Source organism: Streptomyces sp. 6-11-2 (assembly GCF_006540305.1).
In the GTDB taxonomy this organism is placed as follows: Bacteria; Actinomycetota; Actinomycetes; order Streptomycetales; family Streptomycetaceae; genus Streptomyces.
On record NZ_BJOR01000001.1, the window covers coordinates 6,484,664 to 6,507,124 of the forward strand.

General features: G+C 68.9%; 24 protein-coding genes and 6 pseudogenes. 10 read left to right on the forward strand and 20 right to left on the reverse strand.

Annotation, left to right across the window (positions count from 1 at the left end; translation table 11 throughout):
• Positions 1 to 174: 174 nt before the first annotated feature.
• The 8 genes and pseudogenes from gvpJ to TNCT6_RS41135 form a co-directional block, all read right to left on the reverse strand.
• Positions 175 to 561 (reverse strand): gas vesicle protein, encoded by a 387-nt coding sequence (gene gvpJ / locus TNCT6_RS28840; RefSeq protein WP_141363634.1) that lies wholly within the window; start codon positions 559 to 561, stop codon positions 175 to 177.
• Positions 558 to 1,682 (reverse strand): SRPBCC family protein, encoded by a 1,125-nt coding sequence (locus tag TNCT6_RS28845; RefSeq protein ID WP_141363636.1) that lies wholly within the window; start codon positions 1,680 to 1,682, stop codon positions 558 to 560. Before TNCT6_RS28845 ends, gvpJ begins: the two co-directional genes overlap by 4 nt.
• The gene (locus TNCT6_RS28850; RefSeq protein WP_141363637.1) at positions 1,679 to 2,383 is read right to left on the reverse strand and encodes a hypothetical protein; all 705 of its coding nucleotides are present in this window, start codon (positions 2,381 to 2,383) and stop codon (positions 1,679 to 1,681) included. Before TNCT6_RS28850 ends, TNCT6_RS28845 begins: the two co-directional genes overlap by 4 nt.
• On the reverse strand, positions 2,380 to 2,643 hold the full coding sequence (locus tag TNCT6_RS28855; RefSeq protein ID WP_141363639.1) for a gas vesicle protein GvpG: 264 nt from the start codon (positions 2,641 to 2,643) through the stop codon (positions 2,380 to 2,382). The genes TNCT6_RS28850 and TNCT6_RS28855 overlap by 4 nt, the downstream gene beginning before the upstream one ends.
• A 4-nt stretch (positions 2,644 to 2,647) precedes the next feature.
• Positions 2,648 to 3,418, reverse strand: a complete 771-nt coding sequence (locus TNCT6_RS28860; RefSeq protein ID WP_141363641.1) for a GvpL/GvpF family gas vesicle protein — start codon at positions 3,416 to 3,418, stop codon at positions 2,648 to 2,650.
• The gene (locus TNCT6_RS28865) at positions 3,415 to 3,840 is read right to left on the reverse strand and encodes a gas vesicle structural protein GvpA (protein WP_141363643.1); all 426 of its coding nucleotides are present in this window, start codon (positions 3,838 to 3,840) and stop codon (positions 3,415 to 3,417) included. Before TNCT6_RS28865 ends, TNCT6_RS28860 begins: the two co-directional genes overlap by 4 nt.
• 52 nt (positions 3,841 to 3,892) lie before the next feature.
• Positions 3,893 to 4,263, reverse strand: a pseudogene (locus tag TNCT6_RS28870) (gas vesicle protein).
• Positions 4,264 to 4,299: 36 nt separating this feature from the next.
• A pseudogene (locus TNCT6_RS41135) lies at positions 4,300 to 4,497 on the reverse strand (ATP-dependent DNA ligase); the annotation flags it as partial.
• On the opposite strand from TNCT6_RS41135, the gene TNCT6_RS40105 reads away from it, so the two are divergent.
• The 3 genes and pseudogenes from TNCT6_RS40105 to TNCT6_RS28885 all read left to right on the forward strand — a co-directional run.
• A complete protein-coding gene (locus TNCT6_RS40105) occupies positions 4,484 to 4,654 on the forward strand; it encodes a hypothetical protein (protein ID WP_172633074.1) in 171 nt (56 codons plus the stop codon). The pseudogene TNCT6_RS41135 and the gene TNCT6_RS40105 sit on opposite strands and share 14 nt — an antisense overlap.
• 344 nt (positions 4,655 to 4,998) lie before the next feature.
• Positions 4,999 to 5,802: pseudogene (locus TNCT6_RS28880) on the forward strand (FAD-binding oxidoreductase); the annotation flags it as partial.
• 2 nt (positions 5,803 to 5,804) lie between these two features.
• Positions 5,805 to 6,290: pseudogene (locus TNCT6_RS28885) on the forward strand (TerD family protein); the annotation flags it as partial.
• Positions 6,291 to 6,484: 194 nt separating this feature from the next.
• Here TNCT6_RS28885 and TNCT6_RS40110 read toward each other — a convergent pair.
• A complete protein-coding gene (locus tag TNCT6_RS40110) occupies positions 6,485 to 6,622 on the reverse strand; it encodes a hypothetical protein (RefSeq protein WP_172633075.1) in 138 nt (45 codons plus the stop codon).
• A 238-nt stretch (positions 6,623 to 6,860) separates the two neighbouring features.
• On the opposite strand from TNCT6_RS40110, the gene TNCT6_RS28890 reads away from it, so the two are divergent.
• Together TNCT6_RS28890 and TNCT6_RS28895 are read left to right on the forward strand one after the other, a co-directional pair.
• The gene (locus tag TNCT6_RS28890) at positions 6,861 to 8,621 is read left to right on the forward strand and encodes a hypothetical protein (protein ID WP_141363647.1); all 1,761 of its coding nucleotides are present in this window, start codon (positions 6,861 to 6,863) and stop codon (positions 8,619 to 8,621) included.
• Positions 8,622 to 8,680: 59 nt separating this feature from the next.
• Entirely contained in the window at positions 8,681 to 9,004 is a 324-nt protein-coding gene (locus tag TNCT6_RS28895; protein ID WP_141363649.1) for a hypothetical protein, read from the forward strand.
• Positions 9,005 to 9,033: 29 nt separating this feature from the next.
• Here the strand turns inward: TNCT6_RS28895 and TNCT6_RS40115 are convergent, their stop codons facing one another.
• Complete coding sequence (locus TNCT6_RS40115) at positions 9,034 to 9,201, reverse strand: hypothetical protein (protein ID WP_172633076.1); 168 nt, start codon at positions 9,199 to 9,201, stop codon at positions 9,034 to 9,036.
• Between the two features lie 315 nt (positions 9,202 to 9,516).
• On the opposite strand from TNCT6_RS40115, the gene TNCT6_RS28900 reads away from it, so the two are divergent.
• A complete protein-coding gene (locus TNCT6_RS28900) occupies positions 9,517 to 9,837 on the forward strand; it encodes a hypothetical protein (RefSeq protein ID WP_141363651.1) in 321 nt (106 codons plus the stop codon).
• 356 nt (positions 9,838 to 10,193) lie between these two features.
• On the opposite strand, the gene TNCT6_RS28905 is transcribed toward TNCT6_RS28900, so the two are convergent.
• From TNCT6_RS28905 to TNCT6_RS28935, 7 genes are all read right to left on the reverse strand, one after another.
• Positions 10,194 to 11,258, reverse strand: coding sequence for a serine hydrolase (locus tag TNCT6_RS28905; RefSeq protein ID WP_141363652.1), 1,065 nt, complete (start codon positions 11,256 to 11,258; stop codon positions 10,194 to 10,196).
• 92 nt (positions 11,259 to 11,350) lie between these two features.
• Entirely contained in the window at positions 11,351 to 12,466 is a 1,116-nt protein-coding gene (locus tag TNCT6_RS28910; protein ID WP_141363654.1) for a glycosyltransferase family 4 protein, read from the reverse strand.
• A complete protein-coding gene (locus TNCT6_RS28915; protein ID WP_141363656.1) occupies positions 12,463 to 12,999 on the reverse strand; it encodes a deoxycytidine triphosphate deaminase in 537 nt (178 codons plus the stop codon). Before TNCT6_RS28915 ends, TNCT6_RS28910 begins: the two co-directional genes overlap by 4 nt.
• Entirely contained in the window at positions 12,996 to 13,535 is a 540-nt protein-coding gene (gene dcd / locus TNCT6_RS28920; protein WP_141363658.1) for a dCTP deaminase, read from the reverse strand. Before dcd ends, TNCT6_RS28915 begins: the two co-directional genes overlap by 4 nt.
• Positions 13,532 to 14,767 carry a metallophosphoesterase gene (locus tag TNCT6_RS28925; RefSeq protein WP_141363660.1) on the reverse strand — a complete coding sequence of 412 codons (1,236 nt, stop codon included), beginning with the start codon at positions 14,765 to 14,767 and terminating at the stop codon, positions 13,532 to 13,534. The genes dcd and TNCT6_RS28925 overlap by 4 nt, the downstream gene beginning before the upstream one ends.
• The gene (locus TNCT6_RS28930; RefSeq protein ID WP_141363662.1) at positions 14,764 to 16,083 is read right to left on the reverse strand and encodes a UDP-N-acetylglucosamine 1-carboxyvinyltransferase; all 1,320 of its coding nucleotides are present in this window, start codon (positions 16,081 to 16,083) and stop codon (positions 14,764 to 14,766) included. Before TNCT6_RS28930 ends, TNCT6_RS28925 begins: the two co-directional genes overlap by 4 nt.
• Positions 16,084 to 16,086: 3 nt before the next feature.
• On the reverse strand, positions 16,087 to 16,518 hold the full coding sequence (locus tag TNCT6_RS28935; RefSeq protein ID WP_141363664.1) for an ATP-binding protein: 432 nt from the start codon (positions 16,516 to 16,518) through the stop codon (positions 16,087 to 16,089).
• 176 nt (positions 16,519 to 16,694) lie between these two features.
• Here TNCT6_RS28935 and TNCT6_RS28940 point away from each other — a divergent pair, with 176 nt between their 5' ends.
• Together TNCT6_RS28940 and TNCT6_RS28945 are read left to right on the forward strand one after the other, a co-directional pair.
• Positions 16,695 to 17,966, forward strand: a complete 1,272-nt coding sequence (locus tag TNCT6_RS28940; RefSeq protein ID WP_141366879.1) for a helix-turn-helix domain-containing protein — start codon at positions 16,695 to 16,697, stop codon at positions 17,964 to 17,966.
• Complete coding sequence (locus tag TNCT6_RS28945; RefSeq protein ID WP_141363666.1) at positions 17,963 to 18,520, forward strand: flavoprotein; 558 nt, start codon at positions 17,963 to 17,965, stop codon at positions 18,518 to 18,520. Before TNCT6_RS28940 ends, TNCT6_RS28945 begins: the two co-directional genes overlap by 4 nt.
• On the opposite strand, the pseudogene TNCT6_RS41140 reads toward TNCT6_RS28945, so the two are convergent.
• A pseudogene (locus tag TNCT6_RS41140) lies at positions 18,521 to 18,793 on the reverse strand (mobilization protein); the annotation flags it as partial.
• Positions 18,794 to 18,796: 3 nt separating this feature from the next.
• Here TNCT6_RS41140 and TNCT6_RS28955 point away from each other — a divergent pair.
• Positions 18,797 to 19,021, forward strand: a pseudogene (locus TNCT6_RS28955) (IS256 family transposase); the annotation flags it as partial.
• A 25-nt stretch (positions 19,022 to 19,046) separates the two neighbouring features.
• Here the strand turns inward: TNCT6_RS28955 and TNCT6_RS28960 are convergent.
• Positions 19,047 to 19,502 (reverse strand): DUF6058 family natural product biosynthesis protein, encoded by a 456-nt coding sequence (locus TNCT6_RS28960; protein ID WP_253266255.1) that lies wholly within the window; start codon positions 19,500 to 19,502, stop codon positions 19,047 to 19,049.
• A 242-nt stretch (positions 19,503 to 19,744) separates the two neighbouring features.
• Between TNCT6_RS28960 and TNCT6_RS28965 the strand changes: the two genes are divergently transcribed.
• A complete protein-coding gene (locus tag TNCT6_RS28965) occupies positions 19,745 to 20,779 on the forward strand; it encodes an IS110 family transposase (RefSeq protein WP_141363668.1) in 1,035 nt (344 codons plus the stop codon).
• A gap of 811 nt (positions 20,780 to 21,590) precedes the next feature.
• Here TNCT6_RS28965 and TNCT6_RS28970 read toward each other — a convergent pair.
• Complete coding sequence (locus TNCT6_RS28970) at positions 21,591 to 22,442, reverse strand: aldo/keto reductase (protein WP_141363670.1); 852 nt, start codon at positions 22,440 to 22,442, stop codon at positions 21,591 to 21,593.
• Positions 22,443 to 22,461 lie beyond the last annotated feature (19 nt).

Here is a 22,461-nt window from a genome sequence, read left to right on the forward strand (position 1 = left end):
GTGCCAAGCCCGACCCGGTGCGCGTTCCTCTCGTCGCTCCGCCAAGCGTGAGAGCATGCCCGACAACATTCGCCGAGTTGTTCGATCACGAGGCGAGGGCTGGTCTGCCGCCCCAGCGGATGCCCAGGGGCGCGCCGAGGGGCCAGCAGACGGCGTAGACGTACCGCAGTCCGGTCATGGTGCCTCTTTACGGGCACGGTCCTGGTCCACGCGGCCCCGCTCCAGGCGGTCCGGCTCCGGTCGGCCGCGGTCCAGCTCCAGTTCCTCCAGCCGCGCCAGCCGCTCGCGCAGCTCCGCGTTCTCCCGGGCGAGTTCGTCGCGGCGGGCGCGGGACGAGAGCGCCGGGTCGGTCTCCCACCAGTCGATACCCATCTCCTTGGCCTTGTCGACCGAGGCGATGACGAGCCGGAGTTTGACGGTGAGCAGTTCGATGTCGAGCAGGTTGATGCGGATGTCGCCCGCGATGACGATGCCCTTGTCGAGCACGCGCTCGAGAATGTCGGCGAGGTTGGCCCCGCTGCTCGGGCCGTACGGTTCGGGCAGTCGGCTGGGCGTCGTCATCGGCGGCCCCCGCCCTCGGCGTACTCGGGCTCTTCCTCTTCCTCGGCCTCCTCCTCCCCCTCAGGCTCTTCCTCCCCCTCGGGCTCTTCCTCCTCCTCAGGCTCCTCTTCGGGCTCTTCCTCTCCCTCGGGCTCCTCTTCGGGCTCTTCCTCCTCCTCAGGCTCTTCCTCGGCGTAAGGGCCCTCCTCCTCTTCGGGCTCCCCCTCCGTGCCCTCGGCGGCCTCCCGCTCCTCCTCCTCGACCGCGTCCTCGTGGCTGCGGACGACCTCGCCGTCGCGGATCTCGCCGCGCCAGCCCTCGTCGGCCTCTGCCTTGAGGGTGATGAAGCGGACGTAGTTCTTCAGGTCCAGCCGGGCGCGGCGGCCCTGGGCCCGCCAGATGTTCCCGGTCTTCTCGAACAGGCCGCTCGGGTAGTACTCCATGACCAGCAGGACTCGGGTGAGGTTCTCCTCCAGCCGGTGGAAGGAGACGACGCCCTTCGTGGTGCCCTTCGCGCCCTCCGACGTCCACTGGATGCGGTAGTCGGGCACCTGCTCGATGGTGTGGGCCTTCCAGCTTCGGCTGGACCAGAACACCTTCAGCTGCCAGTCGGAGTGGGTGTCGTCGGCGCGGCTCGCGCTCTTGACGCCCTTGGCGAAGGTGCTGAAGTCCTGGAACTGGGTCCACTGGTCGTAGGCGGTGCGCAGCGGCACGCCGACGTCGACGGACTCGATGATGACGATGGGCTTGTTGCCCCCGCCGCGCTTGCGCTTGCCCTTGCCGCCCCCGAGGCTCTTCAGCGCGCCCATGACGCTCTCCTTGGCACGGGAGGCGCCCAGCTCCAGGGCCGAGCGCAGCGGGCCCTTGCCCTCGGCGAGCTTGCGGCCGGTGTCGAGGGCGAGCTTGGCGAAGCCGGGGCTGTTGCCCTCGGCGATGTCGGTCAGCTTGCCGGTGGTCTCGCCGAGCTTGTGGCCGAAGCCGGCCAGCAGCCGTTCGGCCTGGGCTGCGAGGTAGTCCTGTGCTTCGGCCTTGAGCCGGTCGGCGGCCTCGCTGTGGGCGAGGTCGGTCAAGGGGTTGTTCTTCGTCGCGCCGCCCGCCGCCCTGTCGGCGGTGGAGGTCACGGATCCCAGAGCCTCGGTCATCGGTCACCATCACCCTTCGGCCGCCGGGAGCGGGCAGCGCGGGTCGCGTCGCCGGCCGCGGCCGTCTTCTTCGCGGCCGGGCGCCCGGCCGCCGTCTTCTTCGCCGCCGCTTTCTTGGCGGGGGCCTTCTTCGCGGGGGGCCTCTTCTTGGCCGGTGTGTCCGCCGACACCTTCTCTGCGGTCTTCTTCCCGGGCGCCTTCTTGGCGGGTGCCTTCCTCGCGGGGGGCCTCTCCTGGGCCGCTTCCTTCCGGGCCGGTTCGCCCCGGTCTGCGGCCTCGCCCGCGGGCTCGGTCTCCTCCTCGGCCTCGCGGCCCTCCCGCTCCTCGTACTCGTCCGGGTACGCGTCCTCCCCCTCGGCCTCCTCCCCGCCGGGCTGTGGCACGACGCCGGCGAGCTCGTCGCGGACCTGCGCGGTCCGCCCGTGCAGCCGGTCGGCGAGCGCGTTCATCTGCCGTTCGACCATGGCCCCTGAGGCCGCCTTGCCCACGCCCCGCAGTTCCTCGCGCAGTTGATCCCCGATCTCCTTGAACTGCGGGTTGTTCACCATCTGCTGGTTGACCAGCTCCGCGATTCCGCGCGGGCCGAGGTTCAGCTTCTTGCCCGCCACCATGCTGCCCACGGCGAGGGCGAGTTTCGCTTTCTTCGTCCGTCCCAGGAGATATCCGGCCCCTACCGCGAGGCCGAGTGCCACTCGATTCATCGTGCTGTCCCCTCACCTGTCCCCGCGCCCCCGCGCATGCCGATCTCCAGCCGGTCCAGGAGCTCGTCCTCCCGGCGGTCGTATTCCTCCTCGGTTATCTCGCCCGCTTCCAACTTCTCTTCCAGTCGCGCCAGTTCGGCCCGTACCGTGGCCGGGTCGTAGTAGATGCGCTCGGCTTCGCGCAGTACCTGCCTGACTGCCCACGCACTGCCGCGCGCCGGAGCGAACGGCAGCAGCAGCACCTCGGAGATGAGACCCATGGCGTCACTCCGCTCCCGCGTCGGCCCCCGCCGTGGTGCTCGCGGGCTCGGCGGGGCCGGGCTCGACGAAGCTGTACGGCGGCAGCGGGCCGTTGACGCGCAGATCGAGGTGGGGCAGGTCTTTGCGGGCCTCTTCGACGGCGGCCAGGAACTCGTCTGCCGAGCCCCGGTCCACCAGGAACGACGCGTTGACCAGCCAGCCGGTGGAGGGCGGGCCGTCGCTGACCGCGGCGGCCCGCGGCTCAAGGGCGTGCACGATCTCGCGGGCGTCGTCGGCCTCGCGGGCCTGTACGGCGGCCGCGACCAGCTCACCGAGCCGGAGCTTGTCTTCGTAACCTCCGCCGCCGGAGCGCCGGTTGGCCTCCGCCAGGGACCGGATCTCGGGGTTCTCGGCCATCACGCGGTGCAGCACCGCCTCCTCGACGTGACTGCCCTTGACGTTGTACTCGACCTTGCCGTCCAGCGCCCGAAGGCGCTCCTTGTAGTGCTCGGCGCGCTCGGTGAGCACGCCGGTGACGGTGTCGTCGTCCGGGGAGACACTGCCGAACCGCATCGGCAGCACGCAGCCGCCCGCGCCGGCCTCGCTGAGCACGCTCTGGTGGGCGAGCAGGTCCCGCCGTTTGGGGCGCAGCCCCTCGGGCGCGTCGCTGACGACCGCCGCCAGCTCGCCCGCCTTGAGGATGCGTATCCCGCGCGGCGGATCGCCTACACCGCCCATGCCCTCCGGCAGCGAGGGGTGCGTGGCGGCCGTGATCCCGTAGACGTACGTGCTCACTCCTGCTCCTCCCTCCGGCGCGCCGACGTAGGCTTGCGGGCCCGCGGCCGGGTCTCGTCCGAGTGCTCCTCACGGGCCTGCTTAAAGGCGTCGGAGACGGTCTCCGCGGCGCCGGACAGCGCGCCCTTGGCCTTGCCGCGCGCACCGGACTCGGTGACCTCGCCGACGAGGTCGGGCAGGCCCGGGGTCCTGTGCGGACCGGCCTCCAGATCGAGCCGGTTGCACGCCTCCGCGAAGCGCAGGTAGGTGTCCACGCTGGCGACGACGACACGCACGTCGATCTTCAGGATCTCGATGCCTACCAGGGAAACCCTCACGAACGCGTCGATCACCAGCCCCCTGTCGAGGACGAGTTCCAGTACGTCGTAGAGGCCGCTGCTGCCGCCTCCGCCACCGGACGTCTGTGCCGGAACAACGGTCATGCCAACCGCGCCTCCTTGTCTGTGTGTGGGACTGTGATTGCGAGCGGGCGGCCTAGTGGCCGCCGGGCCGGTGTGCGTCGGCGCGTCCGCGTTCGTAGCGGCGCAGGCGCCGGTAACCGGTGAGCTGCCCCTGCGGATCGAGTTCGACCAGGTAGCTCGCCATCAGGCTCATGGTGTCGGGCACTCGAACGAGTTCGAGGACCTCGACCTCCAGCGACCAGCCGTCCTCCGTCTGCCCGAACGACGTGACGGACTCGGCGGTCAGGCCGGTCAGCTCGGCGAACTGGGCGCGCGCCTCGCGCAGCACCTGCATCGGGCTCGGCCGGTGGCCCATCGTGCTGTTGTTGTAGCCAGTGCGTGACTCCTTCGATTTTGTTACTTTTGCGAATTCTGTGACCCTGATGCGTTATATGCGTTCGACATGGCCACCTCCTTTTTTCGGGTGGCCGCAGGTTGCTAGGCCAAACCTCCGCGGGCGCGCCTGAGGGCCGGGTCGGCGAGCTGGTCCCGGGAGACGGGGACGGCGACGGGCGCACCGGGGCGGGCCCGTACGGTGAAGGGGGCGGCCGCGGTCTGGGCGTAGCCGTTGCGCTGTACGTCCAGGTAGAGGCGGTCACCGCGGTCCTTCTTGCGGACGGCTGTGGTGAGCCGGTCGGGGGGTGGGGGGCTGGCAATCGTCCAGCTCGACTACGCCGCCCGCAACTGGACCCCGGGCCGCTGGGGCGGCCAGCGCGAGCAACTGGTCGACGCCATCGCGGAGAGCTGGACGGGCCTACTGAGCAGGGAGCTGACCGTGACCGACGACAGGCTCTGAGCTGGCCCGCCGCCAGGCGGTCTCCAGCGCGCGGGCCGCCGCGTTGAGTGTGGTGCCCAGCGGCCGCAGCACGTGCGGGTCGTACCGCACGCTCGGCATGGAGACCTCACCCGACCGGGCTCATGTGCCGACCCCATAGGTCCGGCGCCGCCGACGTCTGTCCCGTACTGCCGTGCCGCCCTCACCGCACCGCCGCTTCCGCGCCGTCCGGCGGGCGCCCGAAAAGCCGCCCTTGCACACTGCAAGGGCGGGTACTCGCGGTGGATGACGGCGACAGGGCCGCCGTCCGCACGGCCCAGGACGTCCTGCACGGTCCAGGAAGGCGGTTGCCCCCGATGCCCCGGATGAGTGGCACATCCCCCCTCGACGCCTCCGCGGTGGACGTGGCCGGCCTGGAGGCGGCGCTGCGCGAGGCCGTGGACGGGGAGGTACGGTTCGACGCCGGGAGCCGAGGCGCGTACGTCACGGACGGCTCCAACTACCGGCAGGTGCCGATCGGCGTCGTCGTCCCGCGCACCGTGGAGGCCGGGGCAGAGGCCGTGCGGGTGTGCGCCCGGTTCGGTGCGCCGGGGCTGTCCCGCGGTGGCGGCACCAGCCTGGCGGGACAGACGACGAACACCGCCGTGGTGATCGACTGGACCAAGTACTGCCACGCCCTGATATCCGTCGACCCCGACGCGCGAACCTGCGTGGTCGAACCGGGCATCGTCCTCGACGCACTCAACCAGCGGCTGTCCGGCCACGGCCTGCAGTTCGGGCCGAAGCCCTCCACCCACAGCCACTGCGCGCTGGGCGGCATGATCGGGAACAACTCGTGCGGCGCGTCAGCACAGGCGTACGGCAAGACCGTCGACAACGTACGCCGGCTGGAAGTCCTCACTTACGACGGGCTGCGCATGTGGGTGGGCCCGACAACAGAGGCCGAGCGGGCGCGGATAGCGGCCGAGGGCGGTCGGAAGGCGGAGATCTACGCCGGCCTGGACCGCATCGTCACCGAGTACCTGGCGGACATCCGGCGCGGTTTTCCGAAGAACCCCCGCCGGGTCTCCGGCTACAACCTCGACTCGCTGCTGCCGGAGAACGGCTTCGACGTCGCCCGGGCCCTGGTCGGCAGCGAGGGCACCCTGGTGACCGTACTGCGCGCCGAACCGACGCCGACACAGCCTGGACGGTGGCCGCCGCGTGGGGTCAGCACACCACCTGCGAGGTGGACGTCGTCGCTTTCGCACTCGACGCGCATGAGCAGGTAGCAGGAGATGAGGACTTCGTCTTCTACGGCGCACCCGAGCATCCGGACGGCACCGTACGGCTCGCTACGGACGGCCCCACGGAACAGGCCATCACCGCTGACCTGGAGCGACTGCCCCTGGAGGTCCACCGGGTCGTCATCGCCGCCGCGATCGACGGCACCGCTACGTTCTCCGACATCGGCGCCATCGAGATCACCGCCACCTGCGGGATCGGCGCGGCCCCGACCGCCCGGGCAACCCTCGACGCTGCCACCACCGAGCGCACCATGATCCTCGCCGAGATCTACCGCCGAGGCGACGGCTGGCGGCTGCGTGCCGTCGGGCAGGGCTACGACCACGGTCTAGCCGACCTGGCCCGCGGCTACGGCGTTGACGTCGCCGAGTGACCCAGGAGGCGCCCGAACGCCTACCGGTGCTGCTTGGCCCGTGCGGCGTGCCTTCGGCCGTGCGGTGCAAGGCTCACGTCAGGGCGAAGCCGAGAGGTTCGCGGGGCTCGTAGTGGGGGTGATGTCGCGGACCAGGCCGCTGGCGGTCAGACCGAGGGGGTGGCGCGGTTGAAGTCGAGGCCGTCGAGGTGAGCTCAGACGATGTCGAGGCTGAAGGAGCATTCGAAGGCGTAGATCCCGCGGGTGGAGCCGGCCAGGGTGCGCCAGATGGTGGTCGAGACGTTGGGGTGGGTCGGGGCCGGGGTGCCGAAGGGCTGGGCGGCGTTGTGCATGACGTTGAGCAGGACGGCGTACGCGCGGGTGGGAAGCGCTGGAGGTAGTAACCGGCGAGGGCGAACCGGTCGGCTGCCCCGGTCGGGCCCGGCAGCGGTTCCTCGCCACCGAACCCGCTCCGGTGCATCGTCGCGTCCGAACTTCCGTCCATCGGCGCCGATTTGGTGCTATTGGGTCGCTTAGGCGTGCTAGGCAGCGACCGCCTGGGTGGGGCACGATCGCTCATCGGGGGGGTGCATGGACACGGAGTCAGCAAGATCTGCGAAAGGCAAGGCAGACGAAGCTTGGTCGCTGCTGAAGGTGCCGACGGTGCCGCTGTACGGGGTGAATGGCCACCATCCGGCCGGCCATGGCATAGGCGGAATGACCGAGCCCACCCGATTACTGTGCGCGGTCGCGCACCTGCGGCCGGACAGAGCCGAGGAGTTCGCCGAGAAGCTCGGAAAGTGGCGGCGGAAGAAGGCAAAGCAGCTCGGCGACAGACTCACCCCCAAGAAGGTGCGCGAGCGGCGCCTGGAGCAGGCCGCGAAGCGGGCCATCGCTGGTGAGCAAGACAAGCTGAAGAAGCTGTTGGACGACGAGGAGGAGCCGACCGCGCCCAGTCAGCCACGGGTACTGGTTGGCCACGAGTACGCGCGATGGGTGCGCTGCCGGATCGCGGCCGGAGGGCGGCCGGTGCCGTCGCAGGGCTTCGACCTGGAGCCCGTACTGAACGCGTGCGCGCAGGTGCAACGCCTGCTGTGGCTGCGTCGTGCTCTCACTGTCCTGGCCTGTGCGGCGGGCGGGCTGTGGGTGCTGACACCGCTCGCCTACCTGGCGCTGCTGGTGGTCCTGATCGGGCTGTGGGCGGCCTTCTATATGGATCGGGTGCTCGCCCAGAGGCAGCTACGCGCGGTGATCGGCGCCGACGCTGGTGAGACGTGGGGTGCCGATGTGCCCCGTCGATTCCGACGGGCGGTGGAGCGGATCCGGGACACGTCGTACGGGGAGGTCGTGCCGTATCAGAACCAGGTCCGTGCCTCGGGAGCGAAGTACCACTTCGTCGGGGCCGGCAAGGTCTGGTTCGAGACCCAGATCGGTATTGACGTGACGCCGGCCAAGCCGAGGGACGAGGACGACGGCCAGGGCTCTGAAGACGGAAAGAGCCCTTTACGGGCTCTACCCAGTGTGGAGGAACTGTTGGCCGGGTCCCGCCCTGGTGAGGGGGTAGTCCGGTTCACCCCGGACGACCTGCACGCGCATGTAGCCCGCGAACTGCAGCGTCCCATAAAGCCACTGCCGGACTACCACCCCGACAGCCAGCAGGAGGTGTTCGGAGTCGCGGCTATCGCAGCTGACCGCTGGGAGGCGCTGACGCCCGAACGGTGGGAGGGGCTGGTCACACTGGCCCGGGAAGGCGTAATGGCAGCGAACGCGCAACGTGCGCCGAAGGTCGCCCGACGTTTTCTGTGCGCGCGGATGACCTCTTGGGACGGCGAACTGGTGGCCTCGATCTTCGTGGGCTTCGCCTACGAGAACCACTACCTGCGGGTCGTCGTCCGCCCCCACGTTGTCAACCCGATCCACCCCGTTGTACGCGAGGCGGAGAAGAAGGCGGCAGGCGCCGGGTGGGCATGGCGGCGGCGCACGACGTACCTCGCCGCCGTGGACACGGGCTGGTTCGTGGTCCGGCTCTTCAAGCGAGCCAAGAACAGCGAGCTGCGGCCCGCCCAGGACCCCGGTAATGGGCCGGTGAGCCTGCGCGAGGTCTACTCGACCCGATACATGGACGACATGCTTCAGTACGACGACGCCCGCCGCTACATCGAGATGATGCAGGGCCGCGTCCTCGCTGCGGTCGAGGGCTTCCTCGTCGAGCACAACGTGGACACCGGCGAGTACAGGAAACGCATCACGGTCGTCCTCAACAACGGCATCATCAACACCGGTGAAATGAGCAACGTGCAGAACCAGCCGGGGGCCGTGGGCTCTCATCAAAAGGCAGGAGGGGCAGTGTGATGTTCGGTCGCAGGCAACAGCCGGGTGGCACCAACACAGGCATTCAGAACAGCGGATCCATGCAGAACGTGCAGAACCAGCCGGGGGCCTTCCACTCGACCCAGAGCCAGGACAACTCCGGTCTCGGCCGGGAGGAGTTACAAGGCATCACCGAGCTCCTGGTGCGGATCCGGCAGGGCATGGAGCGTGAACGGGACCAAGTCGAGGACTACGAGCTGTGCGTCGGCTTCCTGGACACGGTAGCCGAGCAACCGCTGGACAACCCCGATGGGCGGGCCGTGGCCAGAGGGCTGTTGGAGACGATCCAGCAGAAGTGCGGAGGCGTGCCCGGCCTTGTATCCCTCATCGCGTCCACACTCTCGGCGGTCTCCGCGCTCGCCTAACGAACGCCCCCGGTAGAGGTGGGGAGGGGTCACCCTCGTCGCCAGTCGTGCGTGGGCAGCGTGTCGGCGAGGGCGGCGAAAAACCGCTGGTCACGCCAAGCGTCGCGGTTGCCGATGAAGAACAGGAGATTGGGGCGGGAGGCAGCCCAGGCACGGGCGCCGGGGCGTCGCGCGTCTGTGCCGAGGATGAGGACCACGACGTTGGCCTCCTTCCCTCGGGTCGTATGGATGCTGCCCGACTCGACCGTCGGGCAGCAGGCCCCGGCAGGTCCTCCCGCGCCCCGAGGACGACGCCGCGGGAGGGGCTGATCCCGTACACGTCCCGGGCGAGGTCGATACCGCCGTCGCCCCGTAGCCGTTCGAAGATGCGGCGCAGCGCCATCCCCTCCTCGAGGATCCATTGCCCCTCGGCCCCGGCGGCGGTCACGTACACCCAGCAGCTGCTGGGACCGTAGCGGTAGGGGCCTCGGTCGGGTGTGTCGTACACCATGACGTTGTCGTAGGCGATCGCGGTGCTGATGCTGAACGTGAGGTTGTTGCAGCGGCGGTGGACGCGCGGCGAGGCCCCGCTGTTGGCGCTCTCTGAAAATGGCTCTGTCCGCAGTTTCGTGAATCCCCAGGTCAGCAGCGGGAACGAGGGATCGTTTCGGCAGAGTGTCTCCACCGTGGCGAGCAAGACGGTCGACGATGTGCTGTTTTCCGGGATCGATGTTCGGGTGGAGCGGGTGAGCGACTTCTCCAGCGGCCAGGCTCTGGCGGCGACCCGGGAGCCCGCTATTGAAGTCGGCTCCCAAACGGCTCCCAAAATGACCCCAGGAACCTTCCTGGCGTGAATTCACCTGGACGTGCCAGGGCGTCCAGCCTTCACAGGAGAGGTCTTCAAATCCCTCCGGGACAATGCGATCGATGACGAGAGCGCGGGACAGTACGCGGCCGCACAGCCACGCTCCGACGGCATCCTGGTAGTGAAACCCGCGGCCCGCCCGCGCCCCTGAGCGCGTCCGCATCCACAGGGATCCGTCGGGTCCACTACTTGAGTTGCTCTGCTTCGCGGATACGGTGGGCCCGACCTGCCCACGCCGTCGCTTGTTCTTGCTGGCCATCCAGGAAGCATGGCACCCGCGTATGACAGTCGAGGCGACTTCAACATGCGGGGCCCGCCGAGCATTGCCTCTGCAGAGGGATTGAATCACATAGGCGCGGATCCACCTGGCGAAAAGGCCAGACCACGGAAGGCGTTGCGTACGTCGGCCAAGGGCTGCCGGTCACGGGTGTAGTAAAGCTTGTTCGTCAGCAGTGCGGCCCACCGGCCTTGGCGGGGTGAGATCCATGTGCCGGTTCCGGTGAATCCGTAGTGGACCCAGACATCGTCGACTGGGGCGGTCCCGGGAGCGGTGTGCCAGAACAGGCCACGCACGGGTGCCAAGGTGCCGGTCTGGATGGTCAGTGACGTTGCGGTCCAGCCGGGGCCGAAGCCGGCTCGCTGCGGTGCGGTACTGGTGTCCAACATGTAGCGGAGGAAGGCGGCGAGGTCGTCGAGGACGGTGAAGGCGCCTGCGATGCCGCAGACGCCACCCAGGAGGCGTGCAGAGAAGTCGTGGGCGGTTCCCTTGAGGTGGGTGTCAGTGTCCCGGTCGAGTTCGGTCGGGGCACAGCGATCCGCGATCTGATCGGGCAGTGGGCCGAAGCGGGTGCTATCCATGCCCAGTGGTTGCCAGATGCGGACGGTGGCCAGATGGTCCAAGGTCTGGCCGGAGAGGCGTTCGGCGAGGTAGCCGAGGATGAGGGCGGCCCGGTCGGTGTACTCGACGGCCTCGCCTGGTGGCCGGTGGAGTCGCTCGTGCAGCACGCCTCGGCGGATGTCCTCCTTGTCGGTGCCGTAGAGGTTCTTCAGCTGGGCACGCAGGGGAAGGCCAGCCGTGTGCGTCAGCAGCTGACGGGTGGTCACGGCGTCGAGGGGCTGGCCGGAGACCTCCGGCCAGAAGGTGCCGAGCGGCTGGTCGAGGTCGAGGGCGCCGTCCTCCCACAGAGCGCCGATGCATGACCAGACGGCGAGGATCTTGGTGAGGCTGGCGGCGTCGAACACAGTGTCGGCGCGCATCGGCACGTCCGGCTCGTCGGGATCGAGGACACCAGCGATGCCTTGGGCGCGGATGCCATTGGCGTCTCCGACGGCCCACACGGCGCCGGGGTACACCTTGTCGCGGACGCCTTCGTCGAGCAGGGCTTCGATGCGGTCGATGTCGTACGTCATGGTCTCCCTCTTCGCTGGGGCATCCCGCCGGCCAGCGTAGTGACGTTCGCGGAGCGGGCCGGGTAGCGGCGTGGCGGACCGCTCGGAACCGTTCAGGCGAGTTGGCGGCCGAGTTCGGTCAGGGATCGCGCGGTCGCCGAGAGTGGATAGCGTGCGGCGTTCGCGTAGCCCGCCTGCCGTAGGGCGGGCAACAGGCCGGGGGAAGTACGCAGCCGGTCGAGGTCACGGGTCAGGGCGGCAGAGTGGGTAAAGTCGGTGGCAACGCCAGAGGCAGCGAGGGCTTCGTTGAGGCCGGGCACGGGTTGGTAGAGGACAGGCAGACCACAGGCTTGAGCCTCCAGTGCGACCAGGCCCATGGCCTCCAGGGTGGTTGACGGCATGACCAGTACGTCATGCCCGGTGAACGCTCTCCACAGCTGTGGACGGCGGAGCCAGCCGAGGTAGCGGGCTCTGACGCCGGCCCGTTGCAGTAGCGGAGCCAGGGCATGGAACTGGGCTCTGGGGGCGGCGATGCTCAGCTCGACGCCTGGCACCGGGGCCACACTCTTGACCAGGGCCTCGATGCCCTTCTCGGCGGTCAGCCGTCCTGCGTACAGCAGTCGTAGGTGGCTGGAGGACGTGCGAGTGGGGCGAGGCGGTGGATCGGTGAGCAGGTGGTCGGGGATGCCCCAGGGAATGCGGGTGATCTTTCGCCGGTCGACCTGTGGGGCGAGCTTGAGGAGGTGGTCGGCCATTGCCCCCGTCGGAACGACGATCGCGTCGGCGGCCCTGGCGGTCTCGCGCAGAACTTGGAGCTGGTCGCGGTGGGCCTCCGCGAAGATCAGGTCTGTGCCGTGGACCAAGGCGATGCGGGGATGCAGGGGGAGCGCCCGCATCAGGGCCGGAGCGGCACCGAAGACGAGGTGCTGCAGGTGCAGTACGCCGATCTGGGCCGGGTTGATTGCAGTCGCGAGAGCCCTGCGCAGGGCTGCGACGTAGCGGCCGAAGGCGGGACCCTCCAGACACTTCCCGGTCACGGGCAGCAGGTCGAGCCCGGTCGGGAGAGGGCGTCTGGGACTCGACGGGGCCAGCATGAACGCGCGTGCAGGGATGAGGGGGCGGTCGCCCGTGTAGAGGTCGAGGAAGAGTTCGACGCTGCCGCCGGGGCTTCCGGCGGGCAGGTCCAGGAAGGTGGCGGCCAGCGGCCCGGTAGCCGAGCGGGAGCTCACAGGACACCTCCGGGAATCTCTTCGTAGAGGCGGGAAATGTCGATGCCGTCTGTCGACGCGTACTTGGCGGATTGCTGCTGGTAGCTGACCGGGGCGCCGAAGGCCGTGAGGAAGACGAGCTTTCCGAAGGTCATCCCCGGATAGACGCGCACGGGCCGGGCGGCCCGGATTTCCAGGGTCCAGCGGATGGCGTGGCCCTGGTGTCCGAGCGGGGCTGAGACGTGGACCCAGATGCCGAGGGCGCCGATGGTTCGGTCGCCGTTGAGCATCTGTGCGTACGTCTCCGAACCGGTCTTCTCCAGCGTGACGCCGAGGTAGAGCATCTCGGGCTGCAACACCAGGCCGGTGGCGGGGATGGGCTGCTCGATGAATGTGGTTGGGGTGGCGGCGTCGAGGTCACCGTCGCAGACGCGGAGTGTGTCGCCGAGACGCCAGTCGTAGGCATTCGGGGAGATCCGGGCGGGGTCGTACGGCTCGATGGTGATCTCGCCGGTCTGGACGGCGGCGGCGATTGCGGGGCCGGTGAGGATCACGAGGCCACCGTCCGAAGTTTTGTAAGGTCGCGCCAGTAGGCCGACGGTCGGGGGCCCACGGCGGCCTGGTACTTGCCGTGGTAGAGGTCGATGGCGCCGGTGGAGACGAAGAACATGATCTGCCCGATCTTCATGCCCGTGTAGACGCGCAACGGGCGGATCGGGGAGAGCATCAGCGTCCACTGGCCGTGAAAGCCGATGTCTCCGATCGGGGCGGTGATCTCTACGAACAGGCCCAGTCGGCCGACGGAGGAGCGGCCGAACAGCAGCGGCACGAAGGTGTCGGAGCCGACATGTTCGACCGTGTGGCCGAGGTAGAGCTCGCCGGGCTGGAGTACGTATCCGCCTTGGTCGATCTCGACCTCGTGGGTGGGGTTGGGGCGGTGAGCGTCGATCTCAGCGGCGGTGTAGGTCAGCAGCGTGGGGCCGAGGCGGACGTTGTAGCTGTTGGGGTTGACCTGGTCCGGCTCGAAGGGGCTGATGACCAGGCGGCCGTCGTGGGTCGCGGCGGTGATCTCGGGCCCGGTGAGGATCATTGTTCGCCTCCTTCGATGAGGCCGGCAGTGGAGGGGAAGGGCGTGGCCAGGACACTTCGTGCGGCCTGCCCCAGCCGCAGTCCGGCTTGATGCGTACGTCCGCCGAGGTAGCTGTCGGCGAGGTAGTCGGTGGTCAGCACGCTGCGTATCGCCGACGGCAGAGGCGTGGGAGTGATGACCAGCGGACCGACCCGTTCGGTGAGGTGGCCGAGCAGCTTGTCGTGGCCCTGGGTGTGCTCGTCGGGGAGGAAGGCGTGGACGAGCTGGTTGTCGAAGGGCTCGATGGACAGCAGGTCGCCGAGGGTCAGGATGTGGCCGAGCGGGGTGGGACGCAGGGCGGTCTCGTTGAGGATGACCGCGTCCGCGCCGAGACCGGAGTGCAGTCGGCCGGCGATCTCGGTCAGGAGGTGGCGTCGGTCCAACGGAGTATTGCGGTATGGCTCGTTCACTGTGCCGAGCGGGTTCGTCAGCGTCCGTGCCACGAGGGTGATCTCGTTGTGCAGTGCGGTGAGGCCCTCGGGGATCGCGGCCGAGTTCGGGAAGGTGCACGGGCGGGCGTCCCAGCCGCTGTCGACGGGCTCTGCGGTGGCGTATCCGAGGCCGAGTTCGTGGCCCTTGACGACGAGGGTGTCGCCGATGTGCACGGGACCGTAGGTATCGCTGTGACAGTGGCCGGAGAAGATGACGTCCACGAACGGGCACGCGCCGGCGAGCTTCAAGCCCTCGTCGAAGCCGGAGTGGGACAACACGATCCAGGCGTCGGTGAAGTGATGGTGTTCCAGCATCACCTTCCGCAGGGCCTGTGCCGGATCGGTGACCTGATGGCCTGCGCGTTGGTCGACGGGAACCGCGTTGAACGCTTGCGGTCCGATCACCGCGGTGACGGCGACTCGACGGCCGCCGATGCGTTTGATGCGTACGCGGTCGAAGAGGGGCTTGCCGTTCTCGTCGACTGCATTGGCGCACAGGGTCATCTCGTGCAGCGCCGGCTCGAAGTAGTGCGGCCAGCCGTGGTTACCCGGTGCGAGCAGGTCGTAGAGGCCAGTGAGGACCTGGTGCTCGATCCGGCCGTTGCCCAACCGGTAAAAGCCGCTGCCCTCGAAGAAGTCGCCGCAGTCCACGATCAGGCTGTCGGCCCTGGCGTTGTGGAGGTGGGCGAGCATCGCTGCGGCCGAGTCGAAGGCGGAATGCACGTCGGTCGTGGCGATGATCCGCCGGAGCTGTCGGCTCACGGGGTGACCTCGCAGATGTCGGCGCCGAGGGCATGCAGCTTGGTCGGCAGGTCGGCATGGCCGCGCCGGAGCTGTTCGAGCCCGCCGAGGGTGGTGACGCCGCGAGCGGTGAGGCCGGCGATGAGCAGGGCGGAGCCCGTACGGATGTCGGTGGTCTCCACCCCGGCGCCGGTCAGCTGCTGTGGGCCGGTGAAGCGGCACTCGGTGGGTGAGAGCTCGTGGATCTCGGCACCCAGGCGCGCGAGTTGGGGCAAGAGGTTGCCGTGGCGGCCCGGGTTGATGGTGTCAGCGAACAGATGGGTGCCGGGGCGGGTGAGGGCAAACGCCATCAGCGGTGGTTCGAAGTCAGCGTCCAGACCGCCGGGGGAGAGGGAAGCGATGGCTCGCAGTGGCTTGTTGGCGGAGCGGGCGTCCCGGGCCTGCACAGCGAGCACGTCGTCCTCGGTGCCGGCGGGTACACCGAGCGACCGCAGGGCGTCGACCAGGGGAGCGACGTCATCGCCGCGTACGCCGAAGATGCGCGCGTCGCCACCAGTCGCCGCGACCGCACAGGCCAGCGTTCCGGCCTCGATCTTGTCGCCGGGCACCCTCCAGGTGATGGTCTCCGTGGGGGCTGCCGGGTGCGGCGCGAGCGTCAGGACGGATTCGCTGACCCGGCACTCCCATCCGGCCACCTGCAGCGCTTCGACGATGCTGAGCACTTCCGGTGACAGGTTGGGCTGGCCAAGACGAAGCGGCCGTCCGGCTACGGCCGCACGCAGGAGAGCAGCGATGCTCGCGCCCCGAGAGCGGAAGGGCAGCATGATCGAAACCGTTCCGGTCCGGGCGGATGCTGCCTCCACGAGGTAGCCGTGATCGTCGACGGTCGTACGGTCACCGAAGCGCTCGTAGACCTTGAAATGCTGCTCCATCCCGCGCTCCCCGATACGGCAGCCGCCCGGCCAGGGAAGTAGGGCTCGCCCGTAAGCACCCAGCAGAGCGGGTACGAGGTAGTACGAGGCCCGGATGCGGGCGGCGGTGTCGGCATCAGGGACCGACTGGATTCTGTCGCTCGGCAGGATCACCACGGTGTGTGGATCGCTGACGGGGCGGGCCGCGTGCCAGCCGGCCTGCTGAAGCAGGGTGAGCATGGTCTCGACGTCTGTGTTGCTCGGAACGTTGCCCACATGCACCGGTCGGTGCATGGCCGCGGCGGCGGCCAGCAGTGGCAACGCCGCGTTCTTGGACCCGTCGACACCAACGGAACCGGTAAGCGGGCTGCCGGGCCGGATGGCGACTACTTCTGCTGCGACTGGGGGAACCCCTACGGCTGTCAACAGTCAACTCCTCTGCAAGGGAGGGCGCTGTGAGGGCTGGCAGGGGGTGCTCACCTTGAACTCGGCCCAACAGCGCTTGCCTCGTGACACCTGATCGAATCCGTGGCGATCCGCGAGCGCGGCGACGAGAAACAGGCCGCGTCCTCCTTCCTCGTCCATGGCGGGCAGACCGACCTGCGGGACGTCAGGGCTTGTGTCTGTCACCTCGATCAGCAGACGTGCGTCGCTCAGGCGCGCGCCGGCCAAGATCGGCCCGTGTCCCGCGTGCCGTACCGCGTTCGTGATCAGCTCGGCGGCCACCAACTCCGCCGTGTCCAGGAGTTCCGGCCCCAGGAACGCATCCCAGTTCCGTATCGCGCCCGCGAGCTGCCGCCGTGCGGCCGTAGCTGCAGCAGGTGTGCCGGAGACGGGAAAACGGACTTGGTGCACTTCCATGAGTGACCTCCTGGATCGGTGCGGCTTCTCCACGCAACCGCGCCAGGCACCAGCGGAGCCAGGCCGTGTGCCGGAGCTGCATCACTTATGCAGGAGCTGCATCACAGCCAATCGCCCCTCGGTTACGCTCGGTTGAGCAGGCAGGATCGGCGACGGCAGGAGGAGCCGTGGCACAGATGGCCGAGGCACAGAGCGAGGCGAGACGGATCGGAGAAGTGATCCGTCAAGCCCGCGTGTTACAGCGGCGCTCGCAGAAAGACGTTGCTGCCGCACTTGGGTATCACCAGTCGAAGGTGAGCCGCCTGGAGAGTGGCCGGGGTACCGATGATGTCCGCATGCTGCGCGAGGTCGCACAAGCGCTGGACATTCCGCTGCACCGCCTTGGCCTCGCTGCCGCGTCGAGTACCAGCACCTCGGACCTTGAGGCAGAGGACATGCACCGCCGTACCTTCCTTGCCGCGGGCGTTGCCGCGCTCACGGTTCCGCCTTCGCCCGCCGCAGCGCATCACGATCTGGTTCAGGTCCTGCTGCCCAGTGCCAGTCCAGCGACCACGGGCCAAGCCTTGGACATCAATGGGCTGCGCGATCGGACACGGGCCGTACGGCGGTTGTTCTGCACGTGCGACTACACCGAGTTGGAGCGCACCCTGCCGGGACTGATCGCCGACCTGCGCCAGGCAGCCGGCGGCTCATCCGGCACGGCTGAGGCATCCGGATTGCTCGCGACCGCGTACCAGACGTCAGTGAGCCTCTTGCTGAAGCGAGCGGATCAAGGCAACGCCTGGCTCGCTGCCGGTCGCGCCATGGCCGAGGCGGAGCGATCTGGAGACCCCGTCGTCCTCGCCGCCAGCGTCCGCGTTCACGCCCACGTCCTCGTCCGCGAGAAGCACACACCACAGGCCGTGAACATCATCCGCCACACCGCCGACCAGCTCACCGGCTCCTACGACCAGCGGTCGCCGCGCTACCTGGCAGCGGTCGGCCTGCTTCTGCTCCGTGGCGCGACCGCAGCCAGCAGGAACGGAGACCGCGACACCACCGAGGACTTCCTCACCGAAGCCCGAGAGGTGGCTCGCTACGTCGCTTTCGACCGGCCCGACGCCTGGGCGAACTTCAGCCCCACCAACGTCGCCCTCCATCAGGTCAGCGCAGCTGTCTCCTTCGGTGACACAGGCATCGCCCTGGAAACAGCCCGGCCGCTCATGCGCCGGCACATCCCGGTCCCCGAGCGCCGTGCCGCCCTGTGGGTCGACGCCGCCCGCTCCTATAGCCAGCAGGGCCGCATCGCCGATGGGTACCAGGCGCTGCGCATCGCCGAGAGCTGCGCGGCCCAGGACATCCGCCGCCCCGCTGTCCGGGAGCTGGTCGCCGACATGGCCGCCCGCGATCGCCGCCGTACCCTGCCTGCACTGCACCACTTCAGCCGTCAACTGGGAGTCCCCGCGTGAGCGACCAGCCCGACCAGCAGACCAAGAAGCCGTTCCTCTATGTCGTCGTGTGCGCCGCCGGAGTCGCCGGCGACGTCGGCAAGCTGATCACGGCCGCCCAGGAGGTGGACTGGGACGTCGGCGTCATCGCCACCCCGCAGGGCCTGGGCTTCATGGATGCCACGGCCATCGAGGCCCAGACCGGCTACCCGATCCGCTCTGCGTGGCGCTCCCCCGGCGATCCTCGTCCGCTGCCGCCCGCCGACGCCATCGCGGTAGCCCCGGCGACCTTCAACACGGTCAACAAATGGGCCGCAGGGATATCCGACACGCTCGCCCTAGGCATCCTGTGCGAGGCGTACGGCTTCGGCATCCCCACCGCCGTTCTGCCGTACGTGAACTCGGCGCAGGCCGCCCACCCCGCGTACGGACAGAGCCTCGACCGGCTGCGCGAGATGGGCGTCCTGATCGGCTCGTACGAGCCCCACCGGCCAAAGGTCGGCGGCGGGGCCGACCGCTTCCGCTGGGAGGAAGCGCTGGAGCTGCTCACCCCCAGGCTGCCCGAGCGGGTGTGATCAGCGTCGCCGAATGTGCGGCGCCTGCGAGGGCGGCGCAGCCGTTGCTGCCTGTATTGGTTCGCCAGGGCGCCACGCTGCGCTGCGGGCCTGCGCTGCACGGGCACGTGCGCTGGGCACCGGCCTTGCGCTGAGACGCTGGACACGCCAGGTCAGGACCCGTGCTGGGTGGCGAGCATCGTCCAGAGCTCGCTGATCGGCGGCTTGCTGGAGGAGTTGCTGGGGGTCGTGTCCTGCGGCCTCGGCCTCGGCGAGTATGGCAGCGAGGGCGTCGACACGAATCCGATCGAGTCCACGTTCGCCACCGTCCGCCTACGGGCCAAGGTCACCCGAGGTGCCGGCTCCCGCACCGCCGCCCTGGCGATGGTCTTCAAGCTCGTCGAGTCCGCCCAGCAGCGGTGGCGAGCCGTGAACGCACCCCACCTCGTCGCCCTCGTCCGCGCCGGCGCCCGCTTCGAACGCGGCCACCTCGTCGAACGTCCCGAAGTCCGCGCCGCATGAACGACCGCAACCGATCCGCAGAACGCTACCCATGGCTCCGGGTCACGGGCGCGAGAAGCGGGCGCGCACGGCGTCGATGCAAATCCTTGCGCTGAATGGCGGCCGGGGTCACCGAATGCAGACACACGTACTGTCCGCTGAGATACGCATTCCACTCCGCCTTCCCGGTGATCGGGTCGGCCCAGTGAGCGGTGAACCACGCTTCGAGCAGCTCTACGCCGCCGGATTCGTCGGCGAGAGCGAACAGGTCGGCCGGCACCATCTCAGCACCGTTGGAGCGCAGATATCCCGGAAGCGGCAGATACTGCCCCAGCATCAGCCGGCGGACCGCATCGGCATCGCGGCCATGGACTGCGCACAGTTCCTCCAGGGCAACGAACTGCGCGCTGACATATACGTCATCTGCGTCGGTCATTGGATGGTCGCCGTTGACCTCGCGGAACCGCTCGGCGAGCTGCTGCTTCAGGTCCGTCTCCGACATCGGGTTGCTTCCGGCGCCACCAGCGCGGGCATCTCCCGCACAAGACTCCGCATGCTATCGGCCGGACAGTTCGGCACTCACCGAACCATCGATGGAATCACGACAGCACGAGGGCACCCTCGCCCTCACCTCCGCCCACCGATCCACAGCTCTTGATGCGATGAAGGGGCGGGGCCTCCACCCCGTGGGTTTCCCGGGTAGGTCCCGGGTGCTCACGTTCGTCACGGCGAAGGAGGCCCCTGGTGAGTGAGTATGACGGACACCAGTACGTCGGCATCGACCTGCATCGCAGGCGGTCCGTGATCGTGCGACAGACTGCTGAGGGAGAGCAACTGAGCACGGTGCGTATCCTCAATGACCCGGTCGCGCTGGGGCTTGAGATCGAGAAGGCGGGGAGCCGCCCGGACGTGGTGCTGGAGGCCACCTACGGCTGGTACTGGGCGGTCGACGCACTGCGGGCCGCCGGGGCCGAGGTCCATCTCGCCCACCCGCTGGGCGTGAAGGGCTTCGCTTACCGGCGGGTGAAGAACGACGTCCGCGATGCCGCGGACCTGGCCGACCTGCTGCGCATGGGCCGGCTGCCGGAGTCCTGGATCGCCCCGCCCGACGTGCGGGAACTTCGCGAACTGGTGCGCTACCGGGCCAAACTTGTCGCGCTGCGCTCGGGCCTGAAGGCACAGGTCCACGCCGTGCTCGCAAAAGCCGGCGTGCTCATCGCCGTCTCCGACCTGTTCGGCTTCGACGGCCGCAGTCGGCTGGAGCAGACACCCCTGCCCGGCGCCTACGCCCAGCGCGTGACCTCCCTGCTGCACTTGATCGACATCCTCGACGCCGAGGTAGCCATCTTCGACCAGCGCATAGCCGGCCGGCTGCGCGGGCACCCCGGCTGCGGAGCCATCCTGTGGCTACCCGGCGTCGGCCCGGTGCTGGCCGCCGTCCTGGTTGCGGAGATCGGCGACGTGCACCGGTTCGCCTCCGCCGAGAAGTTGTGTTCTTGGGCCGGGCTGACCCCGCGCCACTACGAGTCCGACACCCTGGTGCGGCGCGGTCACGTCACCAAGCAGGGCAGCAGGCTGGTCCGCTGGGCGGCCGTGGAGGCGATCCAGCGGAAGGCCACTCCCAAGATCACCGGAGACCGGGCCCGGATCGAGGCCCGCCGCGGCAAGAACATCGCCAAGGTCGCCGCGGCCCGCAAACTGCTCACCCTCGTCTACTACGGCCTGCGCGACGGGCACATCCGCGCGCTGGCCCGCTCCCTGGCCGAGCAGGCGGGATGAGCAGCCCGGACGCGGCAGGCGCGAGGCCGGGCAATTGTCTGACCCCCACACGGCGCGGTCGCGGTTTTGATTGACCCCGCCTGCCGCACGTCGTAATGCTCCATGCGGCCAAGCGCCGCGAAGGAATGACCGGCAGCCGAGAAACGGCCCTGCCCCTCCCACATGACCGACCGGAGACGAACGACACCCACAACCACATCGCTGCCCGCCCGCTCGCCATCAGCATCCACCGACAGCGAGCCGGGCGCCCCTGCCCGGAACCGTCAATAACCAGCGCCGACACTCTGCATCCGCGCCCCGTGCTCCCTGTCGTGGGCCTCGGCATGGCACCTGCATCACTGGCTGCGGCGAGTCAGGAAACGCTGGGCTGGTAGTAGCCACGATTCTTTGCTGTGCCACCGCTCACTCAGGACCCCGAGGGCGGGGGGCGAGCGTCTGCGACCGGCGAGAGCGACCGTTCAGCGAATACGTGATCTTGCGAGCAGCTTTGGGAGCCGTCTCCCGTCCTTGGCTCCCAAACGGCTCCCAAGAGTGCCCCAGAAACCACCCAGGGGCCCGACCCGCTAAGCGGATCAGGCCCCTGACTTGGTACTACGGCGTCGGGGTAGCGGGATTTGAACCCACGACCTCTTCGTCCCGAATGAGGTTCGGTCATGATCGCCACCGGGCGGTTTGCTGTTTTGCCTGGTCAGGGCGTTGGGGTGCGGTGGTCTCGGATGGTCTCGAAGGGGCTTGGGGAGCGGGTTGGCTCCCAGATGGCTCCCAGTTCTGCTGCCCTGTGCGGGCTGGCTCTGTTCGGGGTCTGTCCGGTTCAGGCGTCGAGGCGGCGCCCCGCGAGCCAGGTGACGATCTCGGGGTCGTGGTGGTCGAAGAACAGCGAGCTGCCAGTGTCCAAGGTGGCGATCTGCGCCATCTGGTCGTCGGTGAGCTCGAAGTCGAAGGCGTCGATGTTCTCCGCCACGCGCTCGGGCCGCACGGACTTGGGGATGGCGATGACGCCGCGCTGGGTGAGCCAGCGCAGCACGACCTGGGCGACCGACTTGCCGTACTCCTTGCCGATCTCGGCCAGCAGCGGGTTGGTGAACAGGTCGTTCTTGCCCTCGGCGAAGCCGCCCCAGGACTGGATCTGCACCCCGTGCTCGCGCATCAGGGCCTGGTAGTCGGTGCGCTGGAAGAACGGGTGGGTCTCGATCTGGTTGACCGCCGGGGTGATCTCGTTGTTGACGATCAGGTCGAGCAGCCGGTCGGGGTAGAAGTTGGCCACGCCGATCGCCTTGGCCCGGCCCTCGCGGTTGAGAGCCTCCATGGCGCGCCACTGTCCGTAGACGTCGCCGTAGGGCTGGTGCATCAGGTACAGGTCGAGGTAGTCGAGGCCCAGCTTGTTCAGTGACGTCTCGAAGGCACGGCGGGTGTTGTTCTCGGCGGGGGCGTCCTGCACCCACAGCTTGGTGGTGACGAACAGGTCCTCGCGGGCGATGCCGCTGGCCTTGATGGCGCGGCCTACGGCCTCTTCGTTGCCGTAGGCGGCGGCGGTGTCCAGCAGGCGGTACCCGGCGGCCAGCGCGTCGGAGACGGCGCGCTCGGTGTCCTCGGCGGGGATCTGGTAGACGCCGAAGCCGAGAAGCGGCATCTCGATGCCGTTGTTCAAGGTCACGTACTGCATGAGCGGAAGTCCTTTGCTG

Excerpts from the sequence above, each read along its gene's own strand:
- TNCT6_RS28935 (WP_141363664.1), bottom strand. The coding sequence starts at position 16,518 with ATGGAAGTGCACCAAGTCCGTTTTCCCGTCTCCGGCACACCTGCTGCA.
- TNCT6_RS28940 (WP_141366879.1), top strand. The coding sequence starts at position 16,695 with ATGGCCGAGGCACAGAGCGAGGCGAGACGGATCGGAGAAGTGATCCGT.
- TNCT6_RS28865 (WP_141363643.1), bottom strand. The coding sequence starts at position 3,840 with ATGACCGTTGTTCCGGCACAGACGTCCGGTGGCGGAGGCGGCAGCAGC.
- TNCT6_RS28970 (WP_141363670.1), bottom strand. The coding sequence starts at position 22,442 with ATGCAGTACGTGACCTTGAACAACGGCATCGAGATGCCGCTTCTCGGC.
- TNCT6_RS40110 (WP_172633075.1), bottom strand. The coding sequence starts at position 6,622 with ATGCACAACGCCGCCCAGCCCTTCGGCACCCCGGCCCCGACCCACCCC.
- TNCT6_RS28960 (WP_253266255.1), bottom strand. The coding sequence starts at position 19,502 with ATGTCGGAGACGGACCTGAAGCAGCAGCTCGCCGAGCGGTTCCGCGAG.
- TNCT6_RS28845 (WP_141363636.1), bottom strand. The coding sequence starts at position 1,682 with ATGACCGAGGCTCTGGGATCCGTGACCTCCACCGCCGACAGGGCGGCG.
- TNCT6_RS28895 (WP_141363649.1), top strand. The coding sequence starts at position 8,681 with ATGCAGAACGTGCAGAACCAGCCGGGGGCCTTCCACTCGACCCAGAGC.
- TNCT6_RS28905 (WP_141363652.1), bottom strand. The coding sequence starts at position 11,258 with ATGACGTACGACATCGACCGCATCGAAGCCCTGCTCGACGAAGGCGTC.
- dcd (WP_141363658.1), bottom strand. The coding sequence starts at position 13,535 with ATGATCCTCACCGGGCCCGAGATCACCGCCGCGACCCACGACGGCCGC.
- TNCT6_RS28890 (WP_141363647.1), top strand. The coding sequence starts at position 6,861 with ATGGACACGGAGTCAGCAAGATCTGCGAAAGGCAAGGCAGACGAAGCT.
- TNCT6_RS28855 (WP_141363639.1), bottom strand. The coding sequence starts at position 2,643 with ATGGGTCTCATCTCCGAGGTGCTGCTGCTGCCGTTCGCTCCGGCGCGC.
- gvpJ (WP_141363634.1), bottom strand. The coding sequence starts at position 561 with ATGACGACGCCCAGCCGACTGCCCGAACCGTACGGCCCGAGCAGCGGG.
- TNCT6_RS28850 (WP_141363637.1), bottom strand. The coding sequence starts at position 2,383 with ATGAATCGAGTGGCACTCGGCCTCGCGGTAGGGGCCGGATATCTCCTG.